Genomic DNA, 23,452 nt, shown 5'->3' with positions numbered 1-23,452 from the left:
GTGGTGCCGGGAGGGTCAGCCGCTGACGCCGCGGCCGAGTTCCCACAGCTGGAGGTCGGAGATGGCGTTGACCGACCACTCCACTCCGGTGATCCCGTCGCGTGCGGCGACGTACTGCTTGCCCTGCCACAGGGGCAGGACGGGTACGTCCTCGGCGACGATGTCCTGCATCTCCGCGATCGCGGGTCCGGCGACGCCCCGGTCGACGGCGCGGCGCGATTCGGGGATGAGCTTGGTGCGCACCGTGGTGTTGGCGTACGGCGTGCCCAGGAAGTTGTCCTGCTCCAGGAAGGGGGCGAGGAAGTTGTCGGCGTCGGGGTAGTCGGGGAACCAGCCGAGCCCGTAGGCGGCGTAGTCGCCCTTCTTCTGCGCGGGGCGGAAGGCGGCCCAGTCGGTGCCCTGGACGGTGATGTCGAAGAGCTGGGTGGAGTTCAGCTGGGTCTTGAGGGCTTCGAACTCGGCCGCGGTGCCGTCGCCGTAGTGGTCGTTGGTGTAGTTGAGGGTCAGCTTGACCGGGGTCTTGATCCCGGCGGCCTTCAGCAGGTCGGCGGCCTTGGCGGTGTTGGCCTCGCCGTACTTGTTGAAGAAGGAGTTGACGTGGCCGCTGACGGTGGTGGGGACCAGGGAGTACAGGGGCTGCGCGGCGGCGCCGTAGACCTTGCTGATGAGGGCGCGGCGGTCGACGGCGGCGGCGAGGGCCTGGCGTACGGCCTTGTCCTTGACTCCGGGGGCGTCGGTGTTGAAGCCGAGGTAGCGGATCTCCAGGCCGGGCAGGGGGACGAGCTTGATGCCCTTGGGGGGCTTGGCGGAGAGTTCGGTGATCTGGGCGGGCGACAGGGTGCGCGCTGCCATGTGGACGGTGCCGCGTTCCAGGGCCTTGCCCATGGCGTCGGATTCGTCGAAGGTGCGCAGTTCGGCCTTGTCGTTCTGGAGCTTCAGATCGCCCTTGTAGCGGGGGTTCTTGGTGAAGACGGCGCGGACGAGGCGGTTGTCCTTGACTTCGGCCTTCATCGTGTAGGGGCCGGAGCCGTCGACGGAGAAGCCGGTGCGGAGCTTCTTGGCGTCGTACTTCTTGGCGCTGACGATGCCCGCGGCGGGGGTGGAGAGCTTCTGCGGGAAGGTGGCGTCGGCGGTCTTGAGGTGGAAGACGACGGTGTCGGTGCCCTTGGTCTCGACGGTGTCGACGGTGGAGAGCAGCGAGGAGGGGCCGTTCTCGTCCTTGATGGCGAGGACGCGTTCGATGGAGAACTTGACGTCCTGTGCGGTGAGGGGGGTGCCGTCGGCGAAGGTGAGGCCGGGGCGCAGGACGCAGCGGTAGCTCTCGTTGCCGGTGTCGGTGAAGCGGCAGGCGGAGGCTGCTTCGGGGACGGGGCTGCCGCCGCCGCGCGGGGTGTGCATCAGGGTCTGGACGGTCTGGCGGAGGATGTTCCAGGTGCCGGCGTCGTAGGCGTAGGCGGGGTCGAGCGGGGCGGGGGCGTATTCGGCCGCCTCGAACCGGTCGGTGGTGCCGACGACGATCGTTCCGGATCCTGCTCCTGCGCCGCTGGTGCTGCCGCATGCGGTCAGCGCGGGGGTGAGCAGTCCGGCGGCTGCCGTCAGCGCCATGGTCTTGCGGTTCATGCTGGAAGTACTCCCTCGACCCGGCACTTGTTCAAAGCTGGCGTGGAGGGCATCGCGACGGTCGCCCGTTCTGGGCGGAACGATCGGGCCGGTGGTGTGACGATCGGTCCACGCGGTTCCGGAACAGGGGTGTGTATCCGGGACGGCTGAGGTGCGGCGCAGTGCCCGGATCGACATTAGTGGCCTGCGGAGGGGTGGCTTGAACCGTGTGGCGCGGGGGCGTTGGCGCTCCGTCGCGGGAGCTGACCGGGGGTGTGCGCGGGGCTGTGCGCAGATTCGGTCAGGTGCTGATCAATGGGGACACAAGGGGTGGTGCGGGAGGGCGCGCAGTGGTGCGAAGGGGGCTTTGCGGGTGACAAAGGTCACCTGGGACAACTCCCCCGGCGGGGATGGAATTTCGGCCTCCGGGGTAGGGCGCGGGAGATCCGCCCGCGGGACTTTGGTCCTGGGGCGGATCGTCCGGTACGGAGCGTGCGCGGTCAGTTCAGCGGAGTGATGAGGGAGCGCAGGAAGGGCAGGTCCACGTCCTCGAGGGAGCTGACGATGGTGCGGCCGGGGGCGGGTGCGATGCGGCCCACGGAGGGGATGGCGACGACCCTGCATCCGGCGGCTTCGGCGGCGGCGACCCCGGTGGCGGTGTCCTCGATGACGGCGCAGCGCGAGGGGTGGGCGCCGAGGGTGTGGGCGGCGAGGAGGTAGGGGTCGGGGTGCGGCTTGGTGCGGGGGACCTCGTCGCCGGCGACGGTCAGGGTGAAGCGGTCGCGGCCGAGGGTGAGCAGGACCTGGTCGATGACGCGGCGGTGGGAGGCGGAGACCAGGGCGGTGGGGACGTTGTGCCGGGCCAGTTCGGTCAGGAGGCGTTCGGCGCCGGGCATGAGCGGGACGCGGTCGGCGATGCGGGCTTCGAAGCGCTCGTTGAGCAGGACGGTGAGTTCGGCGAGGCCGATCTCTGCGCCGGTGGATTCGATGAGGAAGCCCGCGCTGCGGGTCATGGGGCCGCCGACGACGATGTCGCGCCAGGCTTCGTCGAGGCGGTGGCCGAGCTCGCCGAAGACGTCGACCTCGATCTCCCACCAGAAGCCCTCGGTGTCCACGAGGGTGCCGTCCATGTCGAGCAGTACCGCCTGCAGGGCATGTCCGTCGGCCGTACGGGCCACGGGGGCGGGGACTGTGCTCGTCATGCGCGCACCTTTCTGCAGGGTCCTCGGGGGACGACAAGGCCGGTCACCTCGTCCCTCGGGCGTGCTCGGGGGACAACAGGTGACCGGCCTGTATGGGACCGACCAGTGTACGCCGGTCTGTCTCAGCGTGCGTTGAAATACTTCGCTTCGGGGTGGTGGATGACGATGGCGTCGGTGGACTGTTCGGGGTGGAGCTGGAATTCCTCGGAGAGGTGGACGCCGATGCGCTCCGGCTGGAGGAGGTCGGCGATCTTGGCGCGGTCCTCCAGGTCGGGGCAGGCGCCGTAGCCGAGGGAGAAGCGGGCTCCGCGGTACTTCAGGTCGAACATGTCCTCGACCTTGGCGGGGTCCTCGCCGCCGAAGCCGAGCTCGGCGCGGACGCGGGCGTGCCAGTACTCGGCCATGGCCTCGGCGAGCTGGACGGAGAGGCCGTGGAGCTCCAGGTAGTCGCGGTAGGAGTCGGATTCGAAGAGCTTGGCGGTGGCTTCGCCGATCTTGGAGCCGACGGTGACGACCTGGAGGCCGACGACGTCGATCTCGCCGGATTCCTCGGGGCGGAAGAAGTCGGCGAGGCACAGGCGGCGGCCGCGGCGCTGGCGCGGGAAGGTGAAGCGGGTCCGCTCGTTGCCGGCTTCGTCGAGGATGATCAGGTCCTCGCCCTTGGAGACGCAGGGGAAGTAGCCGTAGACGACGGCGGCTTCGAGGAGGTTCTCGGTGTGCAGCTTGTCGAGGAGGCCGCGCAGGCGCGGGCGTCCCTCGCTCTCGACGAGCTCCTCGTACGTGGCTCCGCCCGCGCGGGCCTGCTTCAGGCCCCACTGGCCCTTGAAGAGGGCGCCTTCGTCGAGCCAGGAGGCGTAGTCCTTGAGCGGGATGCCCTTGACGACGCGGGTGCCCCAGAACGGCGGGGTGGGCACCGGGTTGTCGATGGACGTGTCCGAGCGGCCGCCGGGCTCTTCGGCCTCCTCGACCTGGAGCGGAGTGTCGCGCTTGGCGACGCGGCGCTGCTTGAGTTCGGGGAGGGTGGCGCCGGGGACCCCGCGCTTGACGGCGATGAGGGCGTCCATGAGGCGCAGGCCCTCGAAGGCGTCGCGGGCGTAGCGGACCTCGCCCTCGTAGATCTCGTGGAGGTCCTGCTCGACGTAGGCACGGGTCAGGGCGGCGCCGCCGAGGATGACCGGGTAGTCGGCCGCCAGCTTGCGCTGGTTGAGCTCCTCCAGGTTCTCCTTCATGATCACCGTGGACTTGACCAGCAGGCCCGACATCCCGATGACATCGGCCTTGTGCTCCTGCGCGGCTTCCAGGATCGCGGAGACCGGCTGCTTGATACCGATGTTGACGACGTTGTAGCCGTTGTTGGTCAGGATGATGTCGACGAGGTTCTTGCCGATGTCGTGGACGTCCCCGCGGACGGTGGCCAGCACGATGGTGCCCTTGCCCTCGTCGTCGCTCTTCTCCATGTGCGGTTCCAGATGCGCCACCGCGGTCTTCATGACCTCGGCGGACTGCAGCACGAACGGCAGCTGCATCTGCCCGGAGCCGAAGAGCTCGCCGACGACCTTCATGCCCTCCAGGAGGGTGTCGTTGACGATGTCGAGGGCGGGGCGGGTCTCCAGCGCCTCGTCGAGGTCGGCGTCCAGGCCGTTCTTCTCACCGTCGATGATGCGGCGCTGGAGGCGCTCGTCCAGCGGCAGCGCGAGGAGTTCCTCGGCGCGGCCGGCCTTCATCGACTTGGTGTTGACGCCCTCGAAGAGCGCCATCAGCTTCTGCAGCGGGTCATAACCCTCGGCGCGGCGGTCGTAGATCAGGTCGAGGGCGGTGGTGACCTGTTCCTCGTCGAAGCGGGCGATCGGCAGGATCTTGGAGGCGTGCACGATCGCGGAGTCCAGGCCGGCCTTGACGCACTCGTCGAGGAAGACCGAGTTCAGCAGCACACGCGCGGCCGGGTTCAGGCCGAAGGAAATGTTCGACAGACCCAGCGTCGTCTGCACGTCGGGGTGGCGGCGCTTGAGCTCGCGGATCGACTCGATCGTCGCGATCCCGTCCTTCCGCGACTCCTCCTGACCGGTGCAGATCGTGAACGTCAGGGTGTCGATGAGGATGTCCGACTCGAGGATCCCCCAGTTCCCCGTCAGATCCTCGATCAGCCGCTCCGCGATGGCGACCTTGTGCTCGACGGAACGGGCCTGGCCCTCCTCATCGATCGTGAGGGCGATGAGGGCGGCACCGTGCTCCTGGGCCAGGCGGGTGACCTTCGCGAAACGCGACTCGGGACCGTCGCCGTCCTCGTAGTTCACCGAGTTGATGACCGCCCGGCCACCGAGCTTCTCCAGACCCGCCTGCAGGACGGGGACCTCGGTCGAGTCCAGGACAATCGGCAGCGTGGAAGCCGTCGCGAAACGCCCGGCCAGCTCCTGCATGTCGGCGACACCGTCACGGCCCACGTAGTCCACGCACAGGTCGAGCATGTGCGCGCCCTCGCGGATCTGGTCACGGACCATCTCCACACAGTCGTCCCAACGCGCCTCCAGCATGGCCTCGCGGAACTTCTTCGACCCGTTCGCGTTCGTCCGCTCACCGATCGCCATGTACGAGATGTCCTGGCGGAAGGGGACGGTCTGATAGAGCGAGGACGCACCCGGCTCGGGGCGCGGCTCACGGACAGCCGGGTTCAGGCCGCGGACGCGCTCGACGACCTGGCGCAGGTGCTCGGGGGTGGTGCCGCAGCAGCCACCGACCAGGGAGAGGCCGTACTCGCGGACGAAGGTCTCCTGGGCGTCGGCGAGCTCGGCGGCGGACAGCGGGTAGTGCGCGCCGTTCTTGCCGAGGACGGGCAGGCCCGCGTTGGGCATGCAGGAGAGGGGGATGCGGGAGTTCCGCGCGAGGTAGCGCAGGTGCTCGCTCATCTCGGCGGGGCCGGTGGCGCAGTTCAGGCCGATCATGTCGATGCCCAGGGGCTCCAGCGCGGTGAGCGCGGCGCCGATCTCCGAGCCGAGGAGCATCGTGCCGGTGGTTTCCACGGTCACGGAGCAGATCAGCGGGACGGAGACGCCGAGGGCCTCCATGGCGCGGCGGGCGCCGACGATGGAGGACTTGGTCTGCAGGAGGTCCTGGGTGGTCTCGACGAGGAGCGCGTCGGCGCCGCCGGTGATCAGGCCCTCGGCGTTGATCTGGTAGGCATCGCGGATGGTGCCGTAGTCGATGTGGCCCAGGGTGGGGAGCTTGGTGCCGGGGCCCATGGAGCCGAGGACCCAGCGCTGCTGTCCGGTGGAGGCGGTGAACTCGTCGGCGACCTCACGCGCGATCCGGGCGCCGGCCACCGACAGCTCGAGGTTGCGGTCGGCGATGTCGTACTCGGCGAGGGCGGCGTAGTTGGTGCCGAAGGTGTTGGTCTCGACGCAGTCGACGCCGGCCTCGAAGTACTCGCGGTGCACGTTCGCCACGATGTCGGGGCGGGTGACGTTGAGGACCTCGTTGCAGCCTTCGAGCTGCTGGAAGTCGTCCAGGGTGGGGTCCTGGGCCTGGAGCATGGTTCCCATGGCTCCGTCGGCGACGACCACGCGGGTCGCCAGTGCCTGGCGGAGGGCATCGGCCCGGGTCTGGGTGTCAGCGGGCGGGTTCGGCAACGAGGCCATGGTTGAGCTCCCTGGGATGCGACGGCTGTCGGCTTTGCACCCCCTCTGTGTCAAGGGTGCACGCGGCCAGGGTAACGGTGCCGACCCGGCCCCGGTGAGGGTGTCCCACGTGGCGGACTGCATTCTGTGCCCGGGGGGCGGCGACTTTCGGCCGAGCCTCGTGGACGACGTGCTGGACGGCTCGCCGGACGGCTCGGCGGACGACTCCCTTCCGGGGAGTCGCCCTCGTTCTGCACGAAGTCGGCATCGACCGATAGTGTTCAGCATTGTCGAACTACGTCAGCAGGAGGCTGCGCGATGGCACGGAACATCCAGTCGCTCGAACGAGCCGCTGCGATGCTGCGGCTCCTGGCGGGCGGCGAGCGCCGGCTGGGGCTCTCGGACGTGGCCTCTTCCCTTGGCTTGGCCAAGGGAACGGCGCACGGGATCCTGCGCACGCTGCAGGCCGAGGGGTTCGTGGAGCAGGACCCGACCTCGGGCCGCTACCAGCTGGGCGCGGAGCTGCTGCGCCTGGGCAACAGCTATCTGGACGTCCACGAGCTGCGGGCGCGCGCCCTGGTGTGGACGGACGACCTGGCCCGCGCGAGCGGGGAGAGCGTGTACGTGGGGGTCCTGCACAAGAGCGGGGTGCTGATCATGCACCACGTGTTCCGGCCGGACGACAGCCGTCAGGTGCTGGAGGTGGGTGCGATGCAGCCGCTGCACTCCACGGCCCTGGGCAAGGTGCTGTCCGCGTACGACCCGGTGGCGCACACCGAGGCGCTGGATGCGGAGCGGGAGGCACTGACTCCCCGCACCATCACCGACGGCGCGGGCTTCGAGGAGGTTCTGGACCTGACGCGGGCCCGCGGCTGGGCCAGTGACGTGGAGGAGACCTGGGAGGGCATCGCCTCGGTGGCGGCCCCCATCCACGACCGCCGCCGGATGCCCGTGGGCGCGATCGCCGTCGCGGGGGCCGTGGAGCGGGTGTGCGGGGAGTCCGGTGAGCCCAGGGCCGCGCTCGTGGCGTCCGTACGGGACTGCGCGCGGTCGGTCTCCCGGGACCTCGGGGCGGGCCGGTTCTGACCCCCTCCCCCTGAGCCGAACCTCCGGCATCACCCCCGTCGCGAACGGACACGAACCACCCAGCAGCCGCCAAAATGTGGCAGTTGGGTGGTTTTTGGCGTTTGATGATCACCCATTGGCCTAATTTGTTCGATCCTACCGTGTGGTAACGATCCGGCCCTTTGGGTCGGCGGGCTCTTGACGCCCGCTTCACGGAGGCGGAAAACTGCCGTTCATCGGTCGGCATTGTCGAACACCTACCGGCAATACGCGTTAGGGTGTGGCAAGGCCAAGGACCGGTGCAGCACTCACCGAGTGCGTGACCGCCGGAGGGACCCGGCGGTCACCACCCCTGAACGACAAAGGAGTCGCGGGTGTCCAGCTCCGACATCTTCATCGGCGAGACCATCGGTACCGCCCTGCTCACCCTGCTCGGTGGTGGCGTGTGCGCCGCCCTGACGCTCAAGAGCTCCAAGGCCCGGGGCGCCGGCTGGCTCGCGATCACCTTCGGATGGGGTTTCGCCGTCCTGATCGCCGCCTACGTCTCCGCGCCGCTCTCCGGTGCGCACCTCAACCCGGCGGTCACGGTCGGCATCGCGATCAAGGACGGCGCCTGGGGCGACGTGCCGGTCTACTTCGCCGGCCAGCTGCTCGGCGCCATGATCGGCGCGGTCCTGATGTGGCTCGCCTACTACGGCCAGTTCCGGGCGCACCTGTCCGACCCGGAGCACATCCGTGACGCGAAGCTCGGTCCCGAGGACCCGCACCCGCACGACGTGGCCGGCCCGGTGCTCGGGATCTTCTCCACGGGCCCCGAGATCCGCAATGTCGTCCAGAACCTGACGACCGAGATCATCGGCACCGCCGTCCTGGTCCTGGCCATCCTGACCCAGGGCCTGCAGGACAACGGCAAGGGCCTCGGCGTCATCGGCGTCCTGATCACCTCGTTCGTGGTGGTCGGCATCGGCCTCTCGCTCGGCGGCCCGACCGGTTACGCCATCAACCCGGTGCGCGACCTCGGCCCGCGCATCGTCCACGCCCTGCTGCCGCTGCCCAACAAGGGCGGCTCGGACTGGGGCTACTCCTGGATCCCGGTCCTCGGCCCCCTCGCGGGCGCCGCGCTCGCCGGCGGTCTGTACAACATCGCGTTCGCCTGATCAGCAATCGGCACCACGGCACCACCCGCACCGCCATTCTGATTCCGCCTACTTCGACACCTGCCAGGAGCAGCCACCATGACCAGCAGCACCGGCCCCTTCATCGCCGCGATCGACCAGGGCACCACCTCCTCCCGCTGCATCGTCTTCGACCGTGACGGGCGCATCGTCTCGGTCGACCAGAAGGAGCACGCGCAGATCCTCCCGCAGCCGGGCTGGGTCGAGCACGACGCCACCGAGATCTGGACCAACGTCCAGGAGGTCGTCGCGGGGGCCCTTTCCAAGGGCGACATCGACCCGGCCGAGGTCAAGGCCGTCGGCATCACCAACCAGCGCGAGACCACCGTCCTGTGGGACCGCCACACCGGCGAGCCGGTCCACAACGCGCTGGTCTGGCAGGACACCCGCACCGACGCCCTGTGCAAGGAGCTCGGCCGCAACGTCGGCCAGGACCGCTTCCGCCGCGAGACCGGCCTGCCGCTGGCGAGCTACTTCGCCGGCCCGAAGATCCGCTGGCTGCTCGACAACGTCGAGGGCCTGCGCGAGCGCGCCGAGGCCGGGGACATCCTCTTCGGCACCATGGACTCCTGGGTCATCTGGAACCTGACCGGCGGCGCCCAGGGCGGCGTGCACGTCACCGACGTCACCAACGCCTCGCGCACCATGCTGTTCAACCTGCACACCCTGGCCTGGGACGAGCGCATCGCCGAGTCCATGGAGGTGCCGCTGAACGTCCTCCCGGAGATCAAGTCCTCCGCCGAGGTCTACGGCCACGTCAAGGAGGGCGTCCTCGCGGGCGTCCCGGTCGCCTCGGCGCTCGGTGACCAGCAGGCCGCGCTGTTCGGCCAGACCTGTTTCGCCGAGGGCGAGGCGAAGTCCACGTACGGCACCGGAACGTTCATGCTGATGAACACCGGCGACAAGATCATCAACTCCTACAGCGGCCTGCTGACCACGGTCGGCTACCAGATCGGCGACCAGAAGCCGGTCTACGCGCTGGAGGGCTCCATCGCCGTCACCGGCTCGCTCGTCCAGTGGATGCGCGACCAGATGGGCATGATCAAGACCGCGGCCGAGATCGAGACCCTGGCCTCCTCCGTCGAGGACAACGGCGGCGCGTACTTCGTGCCCGCCTTCTCCGGCCTGTTCGCCCCGTACTGGCGCTCCGACGCCCGCGGTGTGATCGCCGGCCTCACCCGGTACGTCACCAAGGCGCACATCGCCCGTGCCGTCCTGGAGGCCACCGCCTGGCAGACCCGCGAGATCACCGACGCCATGACCAAGGACTCGGGCGTCGAGCTCGCCGCCCTCAAGGTCGACGGCGGCATGACCTCCAACAACCTGCTGATGCAGACCCTCTCCGACTTCGTGGACGCCCCCGTGGTGCGCCCGATGGTCGCCGAGACCACCTGCCTCGGCGCCGCCTACGCCGCCGGCCTGGCCGTCGGCTTCTGGCCCGACACCGACGCCCTGCGCGCCAACTGGCGCCGCGCGGCGGAGTGGACCCCGCGGATGCCCGCCGAGCAGCGGGAGCGCGAGTACAAGAGCTGGCTCAAGGCCGTGGAGCGGTCCATGGGCTGGGTCGATGACGAAGACGCCAGCTGACCGCACAGCAGCGCAATCGACGAGCAAGTAGGAGTCAACGGACATGAGCACCCTGCAGAGCGTTCCCACCCTGGGCACGCACCCGACCGCGGGTTCGAACGCGAGCCGCGCCGAGACCCGTGAGCAGCTGGCGAAGGCCACGTACGACCTGCTGGTCATCGGCGGTGGAATCCTGGGCACCTCGGTGGCCTGGCACGCCGCGCAGTCGGGTCTGCGGGTCGCCATGGTGGACGCCGGCGACTTCGCCGGCGCCACCTCCTCGGCCTCCTCCAAGCTCGTCCACGGCGGCCTGCGCTACCTGCAGACCGGTTCGGTCAAGCTGGTCGCCGAGAACCACCACGAGCGCCGGGTGCTGGCCAAGGACGTGGCCCCGCACCTGGTCAACCCGCTCACCTTCTACCTCCCCGTGTACAAGGGCGGTCCGGTGGGCGCGGCGAAGCTGGGCGCGGGCGTGTTCGCGTACTCGGCGCTGTCGGCCTTCGGCGACGGCATGGGCAAGATCATCTCTCCGGCCCGTGCCGCCGCCGACAACCCCGGTCTGAAGACGGACGACCTCAAGGCCGTCGCGGTCTACTACGACCACCAGATGAACGACTCGCGCGTCGCCGTCATGACGGTCCGCGCGGCCGTCGAGTCGGGCGCGGTCGTCCTGAACCACGCCGAGGTCACCGGTCTGCGCATGACGCGCGGCCGGGTCTCCGGCGCCGAGCTCAAGGACCGCCTCGACGGCACCGAGTTCGGCGTGGACGCCCGCGTCGTGCTGAACGCCACCGGCCCGTGGGTGGACCACCTGCGGCGCATGGAGGACAAGCACTCGATGCCCTCGATCCGCCTCTCCAAGGGCGCGCACATCGTGATGAAGCGCAAGTCGCCGTGGAAGGCCGCCATGGCCACCCCGATCGACAAGTACCGCATCACCTTCGCCCTGCCGTGGGAGGACCAGCTGCTGCTGGGCACCACCGACGAGGTCTACGAGGGCGACCCGGCGGACGTCCGCGCCACCGAGGCCGACATCCAGCAGATCCTGGACGAGGCGGCCTTCTCGGTGAAGGACGCCGATCTGGACCGCTCGCTGATGACGTACGCCTTCGCGGGCCTGCGCGTGCTGCCCGGCGGCCCGGGCGGGGTGGAGAAGGCCAAGCGCGAGACGGTGGTCTCCGAGGGCGCGGGCGGCATGCTGTCGGTGGCCGGCGGCAAGTGGACCACGTACCGGCACATCGGCCGCGTGGTCATGGAGAAGCTGGCCAAGCTCCCGGGCAGCCCGCTGACCGAGGACATGGAGCCGGTGAAGTCCCTCGTACGACGGATCGCGCTGCCCGGTGTCGCCAACCCGAACGCGGTGGCGCACCGGCTGCTCGTGGACCGTGAGCCGGGCTCCCGGATGGACCCGCTGACCGCGCGCCACCTGGCCTCGCACTACGGCTCGCTCGCCTTCGACATCGCGCGCCTGGCCAACGAGGACCCGGCGCTGGCCGAGCGGATCCACCCCGACGGTCCGGAGATCTGGGCGCAGGTCGCCTACGCCCGGGACAACGAGTGGGCCGAGACGGCGGACGACGTGCTGCGCCGCCGCACGACGGTGACGGTCCGCGGTCTGGACAGCGCCGAAGTGCGCGGCCGGGTCGAGGAGATGCTGGCCCACAAGGCATAGCCGGTGGCGTGAGTGGGCAGAGGGGCGGTTCCAGGGGGAACCGCCCCTCTGTCGTGGGCTGTGGCCGGTGCCTCATCAAGGCTTAGGCTGACCCACGTACACAAGGGAACTTCGGAAGGAGACCTGGGTGATCGAGCTTGAGGGCGTGCCCGAGCTGATCGACCCGGTCATGGTGGCCGCGTTCGAGGGCTGGAACGACGCGGGTGACGCGGCTTCCGGTGCGGTCGCACACCTGGACCGGGAGTGGAAGGGCGAGGTCTTCGCGGCTCTGGACGCCGAGGACTACTACGACTTCCAGGTCAACCGGCCGACGGTGTGGCTGGACAACGGGGTGCGGAAGATCACGTGGCCGACGACCCGGCTGTCCGTGGTCCGGATCGGCGGGCCCAAACCGCGCGATCTGGTCCTGGTGCGGGGCATCGAACCGTCCATGCGGTGGCGTTCGTTCTGCAACGAGATCCTGGGCTTCGCCCACGAGCTGGGCGTGGAGATGGTCGTCATCCTGGGGGCGCTGCTGGGCGACACCCCGCACACCCGGCCCGTGCCGGTCAGCGGGGTGACCTCGGACGCGGATCTGGCGCGGACGATGGACCTGGAGGAGACCAAGTACGAGGGCCCGACCGGGATCGTGGGCATCCTCCAGGAGGCCTGCACCCATGCCGGTGTCCCGGCGGTGTCCCTGTGGGCGGCGGTGCCGCACTACGTGTCCCAGCCGCCGAACCCCAAGGCCACGCTGGCCCTGCTGAACCGCCTCGAGGACCTGATCGACATCCGGATCCCGCTGGGCGAACTCCCCGAGGACGCGCGGGCGTGGCAGCTGGGCGTGGACCAACTGGCCGCGGAGGACTCCGAGGTGGCGGAGTACGTCCAGACGCTGGAGGAGGCGCGGGACACCGCGGACCTGCCGGAGGCGTCGGGTGACGCCATCGCCCGGGAGTTCGAGCGGTACCTGCGGCGGCGGGATCCGGCTGCTGCCGGGGAGCCGGGTGACGGGTCGTATCTACGGGACACCTCCGGCGGGCTGACCCGTCCGCCGAAGCGGAAGCCTTCGGGGGCCGAGGAGGAGCCCCCTGCCCCTCCGGCGGCCTCGTCGGACGAGGACGAGACGCCTCCGGAGGCGTAGCCGGGTGGTGGGGCGGGGCAGGGGGCTTTTCTCCCCGCCCCGCCCTTTCGCCGTTTCCCGGGGCTCCGCCCCGGACCCCGCTCCTCAAACGCCGGAGGGGCTGGAATGGCCCTACGGGCACATCCAGCCCCTCCGGGCACGTCCGGCGAAATCCAGCCTCGCCGGCGTTTGAGGCGCGGGGGTCCGGGGGCAGAGCCCCCGGGAACGGCGCCGCAGGTTACAGGGCCACGCCCAGCAGGGCGTCGACCGTGCGCGAGACCAGCCCAGGGGCCGACTCGTCGTCGCCGTCCGTGGCGATCTGGAGGTCGACCCAGCGGTCCACCGCCGCGAGAGCAGCAGGCGCGTCGAGGTCGTTGGAGAGGGCCTCTCGGACCTCCTCGACCAGGTCGTCGGCCGGGATCCCGTCGGGACGGGAGACGGCCGCGCGCCAGCGCTCCAGGCGGGCCACCGCCTCGGCGAGGACCTCGTCGGTCCACTCCCAGTCCGCGCGGTAGTGGTGCGAGAGCAGAGCCAGGCGGATCGCCGCCGGGTCCACTCCCGCCCGGCGCAGGGCCGATACGAAGACCAGGTTGCCCTTGGACTTCGACATCTTCTCGCCGTGCAGCGCGACCATCCCGGCGTGGACGTACGCCTTGGCCATCGGGAACTCGCCCGTCAGCACCTGGGCGTGCGAGGCGCCCATCTCGTGGTGCGGGAAGGCCAGGTCGGAGCCGCCGCCCTGGATGTCGAAGGTCATCCCCAGGTGGTCGAGGGCGATGGCCACGCACTCGATGTGCCAGCCGGGCCGGCCGCGGCCCAGCGAGCCGCCGTCCCAGCTCGGCTCGCCCGGGCGGGCGGCCATCCACAGCATCGGGTCGAGGGGGTTCTTCTTGCCCGCGCGGTCGGGGTCGCCGCCCCGCTCGGCCGACAGCAGCCGCATCGCCTCGGCGTCCAGGTGGGACACCTTGCCGAAGTTGGGGTCGGACTCCACCGAGAAGTAGACGTCGCCGTCCAGCTCGTAGGCGGCGCCCGCGTCCCGCAGCCGCTCGACCAGCGGCACGATGCCGGGTATGGCCTCGACGGCGCCGATGTAGTGCTGCGGGGGGAGCATCCGCAGGGCGGTCATGTCCTCGCGGAACAGGGCGGTCTCGCGTTCGGCGAGCTCGGTCCAGTCCTGGTTGTCGCGCAGGGCCCGCTCCAGCAGTGGATCGTCGACGTCCGTGACGTTCTGGACGTAGATGACCTGCCGCTTGGTGTCGAGCCACACGCGCTGCACGAGGTCGAACGCGTTGTAGGTCGCCGCGTGACCGATGTGCGTCGCGTCGTACGGGGTGATCCCGCAGACGTAGATACGGGCGACGGGACCGGGGGCGAGGGTGATCGTCCCTTGGGTCGCGGTGTCGTGGATCTGGAGGTCGCGGCCCTTGCCGGGCAGGGCGGGGACCTCAGAAGCGGGCCAGGCATGCATGTCTCGAGCCTAACCGGACGGGTGTTCCGAAAACGAACCGGACCTGCACTGTTGTCCGGATCGGCACTCTTGCGCCATGGCCGGTTCTGTGCGTGTGTCCCGCTGCGGGCCCCGGCCCGGTCAGACGGGCGGCCAGGGGATCGCGGGCCACTGTCCGGAGGGCTGCGGATGCTTCCCCGTGCGCAGCAGCAGGGCCACGCGGGCCCGTACGGCGGCCAGCTCGGCGGCGGTGACCAGTTCGGCCAGTCGGGTGGCGAGGGGCGCTCCGGCGGCCAGCTCGGCCTCCAGGGCGGTCAGCACGGAGCCGGCCTCCTCGGTCAGCGGCTCCCCCGCCCAGCCCCAGAGCAGGGTGCGCAGTTTGTCCTCGGTGTGGAAGGTCACTCCGTGGTCGATGCCGTAGAGCCGTCCGCCGGGGGCGGGCAGCAGGTGGCCGCCCTTGCGGTCGCCGTTGTTGATCACGGCGTCGAGGACGGACATCCGGCGCAGCCGTTCGTCGTCGGCGTGCACGAGGAGCGCGGTGCGGCCCTCGCCGACCTCGGCGAAGGCGACGGCCTTCCAGCCCTCCCCCGCCTCCTCGCCGTCCACGAGCGCGAGCAGCTCCGCGTCCGGGGACTCCCCCGTCTCGATCCACTGCTGGACCATGCCCTCGCCGTACGGTCCGTCGCGCAGCACGGTCGGGGGCACCAGCCCCCAGCCGGTGGCCTCGGAGACCAGGTACGCGGCGACCTCGCGCTGGGCGAGGTTGCCGTCGGGGAAGTCCCACAGCGGGCGCTCGCCCTTGACCGGCTTGTACACGCAGTCGGTGCTCACGCCCCCGTGCGTGACGGTGCACAGCAGGACGGCGTTGGACGCCTCCCGGATCCGGCCGACGACGGTGAGTTCCCCGTGGGCCAGCAGTGCTTCCACTTCCGTCGTTCCCCCCGTGGCGTTCACGCCTGGCGCCGGTAGCCGTTCTGGCGCGGGCAGACGTGCCCCTCGGGGTCCAGCGGGAGGCTGCACAGCGGGCACGGCGGCCTCCCCGCGTTGACCACGTCCAGGGCCCGCTTGGTGAAGGCCCGGGCCTGGGCGCCGGTGAGGCGCACGCGCAGCATCGGCGGCCCGTTCTCCTCGTCCTGGAGCAGCCGCTCCTCCGCCTCGGCGAGGTCCTCCTCCGAGTCGGCGTCGAGCTCCACCAGGGCCTGCGCCTCGACGATCATGCGCTGGTCCTCGCCGTCCCAGGCCAGGGCCATGGTGCCGACGCGGAACTCCTCCTCGACGGGGACGTCCAGGGGCGCGGTGTCGGTGGCCTCGGCGGGGGCCACGGCCGGCACGGGGGCATTGCCCCCGGTGCGCCGTACGACCTCGTCGAGCAGTTCCTCCATCCGCTCCGCGAGCGCCGCCACCTGGGTCTTCTCCAGGGAGACGGAGGTGACGCGGGGGCCGGTGGAGGCCTGCAGGAAGAACGTACGGCGTCCAGGCAGGCCGACCGTGCCGGCCACGAAACGGTCCGGCGGGTCGTAGAGGAACACCTGACGGGGCACGTCCAGTCTCCAAGCGTCGGCAGCAGGGGCAGGGCTGCGCCCATGGGTTGGCCCGTCCACCCTACTGCGCCGTTCGATCACACCGCGCCCGCACCGCCCCCTACGACCCCGTCGCCGCCGTCTTCGAGGGCTTTGTCGGGGGCGGCGGTTTCGCGGGGCGCGAACGAGGCGAAGTCGCCGGTGTCGCCGAGCCGGAGCAGGAAGGGCCGGGTCGGGGTGTAGCGGATCGCGGTGACCGAGCAGGGGTCGACGTGGATCCGCTGGAAGAGGTCCAGGTGCATGCCGAGGGCGTCCGCCACAAGGGACTTGATGATGTCGCCGTGCGAGCACATCAGGTACACGGCGTCGGCGCCGTGCTCCTCCTCGATCCGCGCGTTCCAGTCGCGGACGGCGTCCACGGCGCGGGCCTGCATGGCGCGCATGGACTCGCCGCCGGGGAAGGCGGCGGCCGAGGGGTGCTGCTGCACGATCCGCATCAGCGGTTCTTCGGACAGTTCGGAGAGTTTGCGGCCCGACCAGTCGCCGTAGTGGCACTCGCCGATCCGCTCGTCGGTGTGCAGGGCGAGATCGGGCCGGGCCGCCAGCAGCGGTGCGAGGGTCTGCGCGCACCGCTCCAGCGGGCTGCTGACCGCGGCGGCGAGGGGTACGGCGGCGAGCCGCCCGGGCAGCGCGGCGGCCTGTTCGGCTCCGTGCTCGTCGAGGGTCACCCCCGGGGTCCATCCGGCGAGCAGCCCTGCGGTGTTGGCGGTGGACCGCCCGTGTCGTACGAGGATCAGCGTGGCCATGGCAGAAGGGTATGCGGTGCCGCCGACGTGCGGTCGGGGGCCGGGCAGGGAACAATGCGCGGGTGATTGTGGACTGCGCCATGTACCGCGAAGGCCGCCGCTCCGCGGCGCCCGACGACTTCTCCGACGCCCTCGACGAGGCGCGGGCCACGGGCGACGCCTTCCTGTGGGTGGGCATGCACGAGCCGACGGAGAAGGAGTTCGAGCACGTCAGCCAGGAGTTCGGGCTGCATCCGCTGGCGGTGGAGGACGCGCTGACCGCGCACCAGCGGCCGAAGCTGGAGGTCTACGACGATTCGCTGTTCGTGGTCCTCAAGCCGGTGATGTACGACGACGCCTCCGACACGGTGACCACGGGCGAGCTGATGCTCTTCATCGGCGATTCCTTCGTCGTGACGGTCCGGCACGGCGAGGGGGCCGCGCTGGCCGCCGTACGCCACCGGCTGGAGCACGAGCCCGAGGTGCTCAGGCACGGCCCGACGGCGGTGCTGTACGCGGTCTCGGACGCAGTGGTGGACCACTACATCGAGGTGGCCGCCGAGCTCCAGGCGGATCTGGAGGAGCTGGAGGCGGAGGTCTTCTCCCCGAACCCCTCGGACAGCAAGAACACCGCCGCCCGGATCTACGGTTTCAAGCGGCAGGTCCTGGAGTTCCGCCGGGCCACGAGTCCGCTGCTCCAGCCGATGGACCGGCTCGCCTTCGGGGACGTGCCCTTCGTGCACGAGCACGCCCAGCCGTTCTTCCGCGACGTCGCCGACCACCTGACGAAGGCGAACGAGTACATCGAGGGCCTGGACCGGCTGCTGTCGGACGCGCTGGCCGCGCACCTGGCGCAGATGGGCGTCCGGCAGAACGACGACATGCGCAAGATCTCGGCCTGGGCGGCCATGGCCGCGGTCCCGACCATGGTGGCGGGGATCTACGGGATGAACTTCGAGCACATGCCGGAGCTCAAGCACCGCTGGGGCTATCCGATGGTGGTGCTGGTGATGCTGATCGTGTGCGTGGGCCTGCACCGGATGTTCAAGCGCCGCGGCTGGCTCTGACCGCCCCCGGCTCCCCCTGCGGCCGGCGCGCTAGGCGAACTCGGCCGCAGGGGCCACCGGGCCGCCCAGGGCGTCGGAGCGGGCCGGCGGGCGCAGGGAGACCATCCGGTGCCAGCCGGCGAACCTCTCGTACGCGTACATGCCCCGGATCCCGGCGGCCAGCGCGGCCGCTTTGGGCGCGGGCCAGTTCAGGAGCCGCCCCATGTGGCCCATGACGGCCAGGCTCACGTCCCGGTAGACGCCGATCTCGACGAGCGCGCTCTCCCGCAGCACCTGCTGGATGGTCCGGCCGTGGCCCTCGCGGGCGAGGCGCAGCAGCTCCTCGTGGCAGTAGGCGAGGTGGTTGTCCTCGTCGTGGCTGATCATGCGGATGGCCTTGCCGAGCTCGGGGTCGTCCCCGAAGTTCTTGACCAGCATGTCCATCTGGTCGGCCGCGCGCTGTTCGGTGACCCGGCTGTGCGAGAGGTAGACCACGATGTCCCGCTCGGTCAGGGGCTCCTCGCGGCGGAGCTTGTCGTGCGCGAGGCCGATGCCGCGGCGCTCCAGCAGCATCGTGTAGTCGGTCTCGGGCGGGACCGGAACGGGCGGCAGGCCGCGCTTGCGCAGCAGGGCGTTGAAGATCCGCCCGTGCTTGTCCTCGTCGGCGCCGTGCCGGGTGATCTTGGGTGCGAGATCGCGCATGCCGTCGGGGACCAGGGCCGCGATCCGGCCGTTCTCCCAGCCGCCCTGGGACTCCCCGCTGGCGGCGATGGAACAGAACAGCTGGAAGCTGTCGTCGTGGTCGACGATCTCCTGGAACAGGCTGCGGGCAGAGAGCATGAACAGAGTCAAACGCCGCCCGCCCGGGCGGGCAACCCGCGGGGCGCGCGGCTCGTCCGAATGAACGAAACCCCGGGACGGCCCGCGGCGCGTAACCCCGGGGCCGCCGCGCGCGTTGTTGGCTGTGTCGGCCGTGGCGGGGAAGACCCCCCGAGCCCCCACCACGGCCGCAGACCACACCTTCTCGACGCCGCCCGGGCAGGGCGCCGCGGGGGGGCTCCGCTCAGGCCAGGCCGGCGCGCTCCATGGCCTCCACGCCGGCCCGCAGGGCGGCGGTGCGCTCCTCCAGGGTGAAGCCGGCCGGGGCGAGCGTCAGGGTGGTGACCCCGGCCTCGGCGTAGGCCCGCATGCCGTCGGCGATGCGCTCCACCGAACCCAGCAGGGTGGTGGAGTCGATCAGCGAGTGCGGGATCGCGGCGGCCGCGCCCTGCTTGTCGCCCGCCAGGTACTTGTCCTGGATCTCGGCGGCTTCCTTCTCGTAGCCCATGCGCTGGGCCAGCTGGTTGTAGAAGTTCTGCTTGCGGCTGCCCATGCCGCCCACGTACAGGGCGGTGTACGGGCGGAACATGTCGGCGAGCGCGGTCACGTCGTCGCCGAGGGCCAGCGGCACGGTCGGGCAGACGTCGAAGCCGTCCATCGTCAGCCCGGCCTTCTCGCGGCCCGTCCGGATGTGCGTGAGGGCGGTGGCCTCCAGGTGCTCGGCGGCCGGGAAGATCAGCAGGGCGCCGTCGGCGATCTCGCCGGTCTGCTCCAGGTTCTTGGGCCCGATGGCGGCGATGTAGAGCGGGATGTGCTCGCGCTCGGGGTGCACGGTCAGCTTGAGCGGCTTGCCCGGGCCGCCGGGCAGCGGCAGGGTCCAGTGCTCGCCCTCGTACGAGAGCCGCTCGCGGGTCATCGCCTTGCGGACGATCTCCACGTACTCGCGGGTCCGCGCGAGCGGCTTGTCGAACTTCACGCCGTACCAGCCTTCGGACACCTGCGGTCCGGAGACGCCGAGGCCGAGCCGGAAGCGGCCCTTGGTGAGGGAGTCGAGGGTGGCGGCCGTCATGGCCGTCATCGCGGGCTGGCGGGCCGGGATCTGCAGGATCGCGGAGCCCACGTCGATGCGCTCGGTCTGGGCGGCGACCCAGGCGAGGACGGTCGGCGCGTCGGAGCCGTAGGCCTCCGCGGCCCAGCAGACGTCGTAGCCGAGGCGGTCGGCCTCCTGTGCCACGGCCAGGTTGTCGGCGTCCATGCCAGCGCCCCAGTAGCCGAGATTGATGCCGAGCCGCATGAGTGGTCCCCTTACCGGTTTACCGATCAGTAACGTAGGTCTGCGGGGACTGTAGCGCGCCCGGCCGTCCCGCGTCAGTGCGGCAGTAGTCTCAGCCCTCATGGAGCAGAGGCATCTCGGCCGCACCGGACTGCGCGTCTCCCGCATCGGTCTCGGCACACTGACCTGGGGCCGGTCGGCGGACGGACCGGACGAGGCGGAAGCGGCCGCGCAGTTGAAGGCGTTCTGGAACGCGGGCGGCACGCTCGTGGACACCGCCGATGTGTACGGGGGCGGGGAAGCGGAGTACCTCCTCGGTCAGTTGATCGGTTCCGTGGTCCCGCGGCGGGACCTCGTCATCGCGACGAAGGCGGGCGGGGTCGCGGACCCGGACCGCCGCTTCGACGCCTCGCGCGGCCATCTGCTCGCTGCGCTGGACGATTCCCTGGCCCGTCTGGACACGGACTACGTCGACCTCTGGCAGGTCCACGCCTTCGACCCCTGGACCCCGCTGGAGGAGACCCTCCAGGCGCTGGACATCGCGGTGAGCAGCGGCCGGGCGCGGTACGCGGGCGTGTCGAACTTCAGCGGCTGGCAGCTCGCGAAGGCGGCGACCTGGCAGCTGGCGGCGCCGGGGGTACGGACCCGGCTGGCCTCGACGCAGATGGAGTACTCCCTGCTCCAGCGCGGCGTGGAGCGGGAGGTGGTCCCGGCCGCCCTGGACCTGGGCCTGTCCCTCCTCCCGTCCTCCCCGCTCGGCCGGGGCGTCCTGACGGGCAAGTACCGGTCCGGCACCCCGGCGGACTCCCGGGGCGCCTCGGAGACCCTGGCCGCGTTCGTGGACCCCTACCTGGACGAGACGGCGAGCCGCATCGTGGACGCGGTGGCGACGGCCGCGCACGGCCTCGCGGTGACCCCGCTCCAGGTGGCCCTGGCCTGGGTCCGCGACCGCCCCGGGGTGGCGGCGCCGATCGTCGGCGCGCGCACGTCGGCGCAGCTCGGGGCGGCCCTGTCGGTGGAGGCCCTTAGTCTTCCGGAGGAGATCCGCCAAGCGCTGGACGACGTCTCGGCGCCCGTCCACCGCTATCCCGATCAGGACTGGAGCACCTTGTGACCGACACCGCCGCCGCGGCAGACCCGACCGACCCGGCCGGGCCGCAGCCCACCCCGTCGGCCGAAGCCGAGCCCGCGGCCGCGGACCCCACGCCGACCGCCGAAACCGGGGAGGCCGACGCTGCCGCGGAGGCCGCGCCGTCCGGCGAAGCCGAAGACCCGGAGGCGGAACCCGCCCCGACCGGCGAAGCCGGGGAGGCGGACGCTGCCGCAGAGGCCGCACCGACCGGCGAAGCCGGGGGCGGGGTCGGGGGGCCGGGGGCGGAGCCCCCGGTTTCGGGAAGGGGCGGGGTGGGGGAAAGCCCCGCAGGGCCCGCCACCGGCCCCGAGAACGGGACGGAGGCCGCCGAGGCCGCGACGGAGGCTGACGGGGCCGGGACGGAGGCCGCCGAGGCCGGGACAGCGGCTGACGGGACCGGGACGGAGGCCGCCGAAGTCGGGACAGCGGCTGACGGCCCCGGGACGGAGGCCGCCGGGGCCGCGACGGAGGCCGCGCCGCAGCTCAGTGAGGCCGCGGCGGAGCTGGCCGCCCAGAAGATCGAGCGGGAGCGCATCGCCCGCCGCAAGGCGGAGCGCGAAGCCCCCGTGGAGGCCGGCGCCAAGCTCCGCGGCACGGCCGCCGACCTGCTGGCCGCCGTACGGGCCGTGGAGAGCGGCGGCAAACCCCCCGCCAAGTTCGACGCGCCCCCGGCGCCCCGCCGGCCGGCCCCGTCCGCAGCCCCCACCACCGCGCCCGCGCCGGTCCGCACGCCGTCCCCCGCGCCGCAGGCAACCCCCGCGCCCTCCCCCGACGCCGTCCAGGCGATCCGCGCCGTCCTGGCCCGGGGCGGAGCCCCCGAGGCCCTCGCCCCGCAGACCGCCGCCGCCCTCGGGGAGGACGCCGCCGAGCAGCTCGCGGAGTCCCCCTGGCGGCTGCTGGCCGTCGCCGGGGTCCGGCCGACCCAGGCCGACGGGTTCGCCCGCGCCCTGCTCGGCGCCGAAGCGACCGGCCCCGGCGACGAACGGCGGGCCGCCGCCCTGGTGGGCTGGCTGCTGGCGCAGGCCGCCGCCAAGGGCCACACCGTGCTGGAGGCCCCCACCCTGGAGTCGGCCCTCGCCCAGTACGGCGTACCGGACCCCGCGGAGGCACTGGAGGCGGCCGTCGCCGAGGGCGCGGCGCTGGCCTTCGAGGAGCCGGTGGGTCCACCCGTCTCCGAAGACGAGGAGCAGCCCGTACGGATCCTCGTGGGCCTGGAGGGCTCCGCCATGGCCGAGGAGAGCCTCGCCGAGGGCCTGGCCCGGCTCGCCAACACCTTCACCGACCCGGCCGACTGGGACAAGGCGGCCACCGGCACGGGCGCCGAGCTGATCCGCGCCGCCGCCGGCCACGGCCTGGTCACCCACACCGGCGGCGAGGCCGCCCGCGCCGAACCCCGCGCACTCCTCGCGGCGGCAGGGGAGTTCGGCCTGCGGGCCTGCCTGGCCGCACACGCCCCGGCCGAGGGGGCCGTCACCGTCGCGGGCCTGCTGGCGGGCGCCGAGGGCCCGGGCCGGGACGCCGACGGGCAGTTCGCGCTGGACCTGCTCATCGTCCTGGACGCCCCGCAGCTGGACGTGGAGACGGCCGCCGCACTGGTGGAGTCCGTCCCCGACGGGGCCCGCCTGGTGCTGTCCGGCGATCCCGCGGTCCTGGGCTCCGCCGGTCCCGGCCGGGTCTTCGCCGATGTGCTCGCGGCCCGGGCCTGCCCGCAGCTGGTCTCCCGGATCCCGGACCCGGGCCCGATCGGCGAGCTGGTCTCGGGCGTGGGCGTCGGGGAGCTGAACCAGGTCGACGCCCCCGGCAAGGAGGTCGTCATCGTCCCGGTCCGCGACGCCGGGGAGGCGGTGCACCGCACCGTGCAGCTGGTGGCCGAGTCCGTGCCCCGCGCCTTCGGGATCCCGGCGGACGCCGTCCAGGTGATCACCCCGGGCCACGGCGGCCCGGCGGGCACCCGCGCGCTCAACGCGGCCCTGAAGGAGCGGCTGAACCCGGGCCCGGGCCGGTTCGGCGGCTTCGACCCCGGTGACCGGGTGGTCCACGTGCCCTCCGCCGGGCGGGCGCTGCCGGCCCGGGTGGTGTCGGCCGACGCCCAGGGGCTGCACCTGGCCGGAGCCGCGGGCGCGCGGATCGTCGTACCGAAGGAGCGGGTGGAGTCGCAGGTGCGGCACGGCTGGGCCGTGACGGCGCACCAGGCCGTCGGGGCCCGCTGGCCCGCGGCGGTCGTCGTACTGCCCGGGGACGCGGCGCAGGCCCTGTCCCGGGACTGGGTGTACACGGCCTTCGGCCGGGCCGAGCGGCACCTGTCGGTGGTGCACGGGGTGGACCAGGCCCTGCCGCGCGCGGTCGCGGAGGTCCCGGCGAAGCCCCGTACGACCCGGCTGACGGGTCTGCTGCGGGCGCTCGTGGCTTCGGCATCCGCGTCGGCGCAGCCCGGGTAG

General features: G+C 71.7%; 17 protein-coding genes. 8 read left to right on the top strand and 9 right to left on the bottom strand.

All coding sequences use genetic code 11. The annotated features are described in order from the left end of the window. Positions 1-15: 15 nt before the first annotated feature. From NLX94_RS22275 to metH, 3 genes are all read right to left on the bottom strand, one after another. Positions 16-1,620, bottom strand: coding sequence for an ABC transporter substrate-binding protein (locus NLX94_RS22275; protein WP_254384763.1), 1,605 nt, complete (start codon positions 1,618-1,620; stop codon positions 16-18). Positions 1,621-2,099: 479 nt separating this feature from the next. Beyond that, positions 2,100-2,801 carry an HAD family phosphatase gene (locus NLX94_RS22270; RefSeq protein ID WP_254384762.1) on the bottom strand — a complete coding sequence of 234 codons (702 nt, stop codon included), beginning with the start codon at positions 2,799-2,801 and terminating at the stop codon, positions 2,100-2,102. Between the two features lie 122 nt (positions 2,802-2,923). Next, positions 2,924-6,433: a methionine synthase gene (gene metH, locus NLX94_RS22265; protein WP_254384761.1), complete on the bottom strand. Its 3,510-nt coding sequence runs from the start codon at positions 6,431-6,433 to the stop codon at positions 2,924-2,926. Positions 6,434-6,730: 297 nt separating this feature from the next. Between metH and NLX94_RS22260 the strand changes: the two genes are divergently transcribed. The 5 genes from NLX94_RS22260 (at position 6,731) to NLX94_RS22240 (ending at position 13,013) form a co-directional block, all read left to right on the top strand. Next, positions 6,731-7,498, top strand: a complete 768-nt coding sequence (locus NLX94_RS22260) for an IclR family transcriptional regulator (RefSeq protein WP_254384760.1) — start codon at positions 6,731-6,733, stop codon at positions 7,496-7,498. Between the two features lie 353 nt (positions 7,499-7,851). Further along, positions 7,852-8,634 carry an MIP/aquaporin family protein gene (locus NLX94_RS22255; protein ID WP_254384759.1) on the top strand — a complete coding sequence of 261 codons (783 nt, stop codon included), beginning with the start codon at positions 7,852-7,854 and terminating at the stop codon, positions 8,632-8,634. 78 nt (positions 8,635-8,712) lie between these two features. Then, positions 8,713-10,239, top strand: coding sequence for a glycerol kinase GlpK (gene glpK, locus NLX94_RS22250; protein ID WP_254384758.1), 1,527 nt, complete (start codon positions 8,713-8,715; stop codon positions 10,237-10,239). Positions 10,240-10,282: 43 nt separating this feature from the next. Further along, positions 10,283-11,890: a glycerol-3-phosphate dehydrogenase/oxidase gene (locus NLX94_RS22245; RefSeq protein WP_254384757.1), complete on the top strand. Its 1,608-nt coding sequence runs from the start codon at positions 10,283-10,285 to the stop codon at positions 11,888-11,890. Between the two features lie 127 nt (positions 11,891-12,017). Next, positions 12,018-13,013 (top strand): PAC2 family protein, encoded by a 996-nt coding sequence (locus NLX94_RS22240; RefSeq protein WP_254384756.1) that lies wholly within the window; start codon positions 12,018-12,020, stop codon positions 13,011-13,013. 217 nt (positions 13,014-13,230) lie between these two features. Here the strand turns inward: NLX94_RS22240 and mshC are convergent, their stop codons facing one another. The 4 genes from mshC to NLX94_RS22220 form a co-directional block, all read right to left on the bottom strand. After that, positions 13,231-14,460 carry a cysteine--1-D-myo-inosityl 2-amino-2-deoxy-alpha-D-glucopyranoside ligase gene (mshC, locus tag NLX94_RS22235; RefSeq protein ID WP_254384755.1) on the bottom strand — a complete coding sequence of 410 codons (1,230 nt, stop codon included), beginning with the start codon at positions 14,458-14,460 and terminating at the stop codon, positions 13,231-13,233. Positions 14,461-14,580: 120 nt separating this feature from the next. Further along, complete coding sequence (locus NLX94_RS22230; RefSeq protein ID WP_254384941.1) at positions 14,581-15,426, bottom strand: SCO1664 family protein; 846 nt, start codon at positions 15,424-15,426, stop codon at positions 14,581-14,583. Continuing rightward, the gene (locus tag NLX94_RS22225; protein WP_243333987.1) at positions 15,390-15,980 is read right to left on the bottom strand and encodes a DUF3090 domain-containing protein; all 591 of its coding nucleotides are present in this window, start codon (positions 15,978-15,980) and stop codon (positions 15,390-15,392) included. The genes NLX94_RS22230 and NLX94_RS22225 overlap by 37 nt, the downstream gene beginning before the upstream one ends. 77 nt (positions 15,981-16,057) lie before the next feature. Beyond that, positions 16,058-16,765 (bottom strand): histidine phosphatase family protein, encoded by a 708-nt coding sequence (locus tag NLX94_RS22220; RefSeq protein ID WP_254384754.1) that lies wholly within the window; start codon positions 16,763-16,765, stop codon positions 16,058-16,060. A gap of 62 nt (positions 16,766-16,827) precedes the next feature. On the opposite strand from NLX94_RS22220, the gene corA reads away from it, so the two are divergent. Beyond that, complete coding sequence (gene corA / locus NLX94_RS22215; protein WP_308402489.1) at positions 16,828-17,811, top strand: magnesium/cobalt transporter CorA; 984 nt, start codon at positions 16,828-16,830, stop codon at positions 17,809-17,811. Between the two features lie 30 nt (positions 17,812-17,841). Here the strand turns inward: corA and NLX94_RS22210 are convergent, their stop codons facing one another. Together NLX94_RS22210 and NLX94_RS22205 are read right to left on the bottom strand one after the other, a co-directional pair. Then, a complete protein-coding gene (locus NLX94_RS22210; RefSeq protein ID WP_254384753.1) occupies positions 17,842-18,630 on the bottom strand; it encodes a ferritin-like domain-containing protein in 789 nt (262 codons plus the stop codon). A gap of 223 nt (positions 18,631-18,853) precedes the next feature. Then, positions 18,854-19,903 (bottom strand): LLM class F420-dependent oxidoreductase, encoded by a 1,050-nt coding sequence (locus tag NLX94_RS22205; RefSeq protein ID WP_254384752.1) that lies wholly within the window; start codon positions 19,901-19,903, stop codon positions 18,854-18,856. Between the two features lie 100 nt (positions 19,904-20,003). Here NLX94_RS22205 and NLX94_RS22200 point away from each other — a divergent pair, with 100 nt between their 5' ends. After that, the gene (locus NLX94_RS22200; protein WP_254384751.1) at positions 20,004-20,996 is read left to right on the top strand and encodes an aldo/keto reductase; all 993 of its coding nucleotides are present in this window, start codon (positions 20,004-20,006) and stop codon (positions 20,994-20,996) included. Then, on the top strand, positions 20,993-23,452 hold the full coding sequence (locus NLX94_RS22195; RefSeq protein WP_254384750.1) for a helix-hairpin-helix domain-containing protein: 2,460 nt from the start codon (positions 20,993-20,995) through the stop codon (positions 23,450-23,452). Before NLX94_RS22200 ends, NLX94_RS22195 begins: the two co-directional genes overlap by 4 nt.

This window comes from Streptomyces sp. TBY4 (assembly GCF_024213195.1).
Classification (GTDB): domain Bacteria; phylum Actinomycetota; class Actinomycetes; order Streptomycetales; family Streptomycetaceae; genus Streptomyces.
The sequence above is the reverse complement of the archived record's forward strand: the minus strand, read 5'-3'. Positions and strand labels throughout refer to the sequence as shown.

Bases quoted from the DNA above. Each gene is read 5' to 3' on its own strand.
- NLX94_RS22260 (WP_254384760.1), top strand. From the start codon at position 6,731: ATGGCACGGAACATCCAGTCGCTCGAACGAGCCGCTGCGATGCTGCGG.
- NLX94_RS22200 (WP_254384751.1), top strand. From the start codon at position 20,004: ATGGAGCAGAGGCATCTCGGCCGCACCGGACTGCGCGTCTCCCGCATC.
- NLX94_RS22245 (WP_254384757.1), top strand. From the start codon at position 10,283: ATGAGCACCCTGCAGAGCGTTCCCACCCTGGGCACGCACCCGACCGCG.
- NLX94_RS22205 (WP_254384752.1), bottom strand. From the start codon at position 19,903: ATGCGGCTCGGCATCAATCTCGGCTACTGGGGCGCTGGCATGGACGCC.
- NLX94_RS22275 (WP_254384763.1), bottom strand. From the start codon at position 1,620: ATGAACCGCAAGACCATGGCGCTGACGGCAGCCGCCGGACTGCTCACC.
- NLX94_RS22210 (WP_254384753.1), bottom strand. From the start codon at position 18,630: ATGCTCTCTGCCCGCAGCCTGTTCCAGGAGATCGTCGACCACGACGAC.
- mshC (WP_254384755.1), bottom strand. From the start codon at position 14,460: ATGCATGCCTGGCCCGCTTCTGAGGTCCCCGCCCTGCCCGGCAAGGGC.
- glpK (WP_254384758.1), top strand. From the start codon at position 8,713: ATGACCAGCAGCACCGGCCCCTTCATCGCCGCGATCGACCAGGGCACC.
- NLX94_RS22220 (WP_254384754.1), bottom strand. From the start codon at position 16,765: ATGGCCACGCTGATCCTCGTACGACACGGGCGGTCCACCGCCAACACC.
- NLX94_RS22270 (WP_254384762.1), bottom strand. From the start codon at position 2,801: ATGACGAGCACAGTCCCCGCCCCCGTGGCCCGTACGGCCGACGGACAT.
- metH (WP_254384761.1), bottom strand. From the start codon at position 6,433: ATGGCCTCGTTGCCGAACCCGCCCGCTGACACCCAGACCCGGGCCGAT.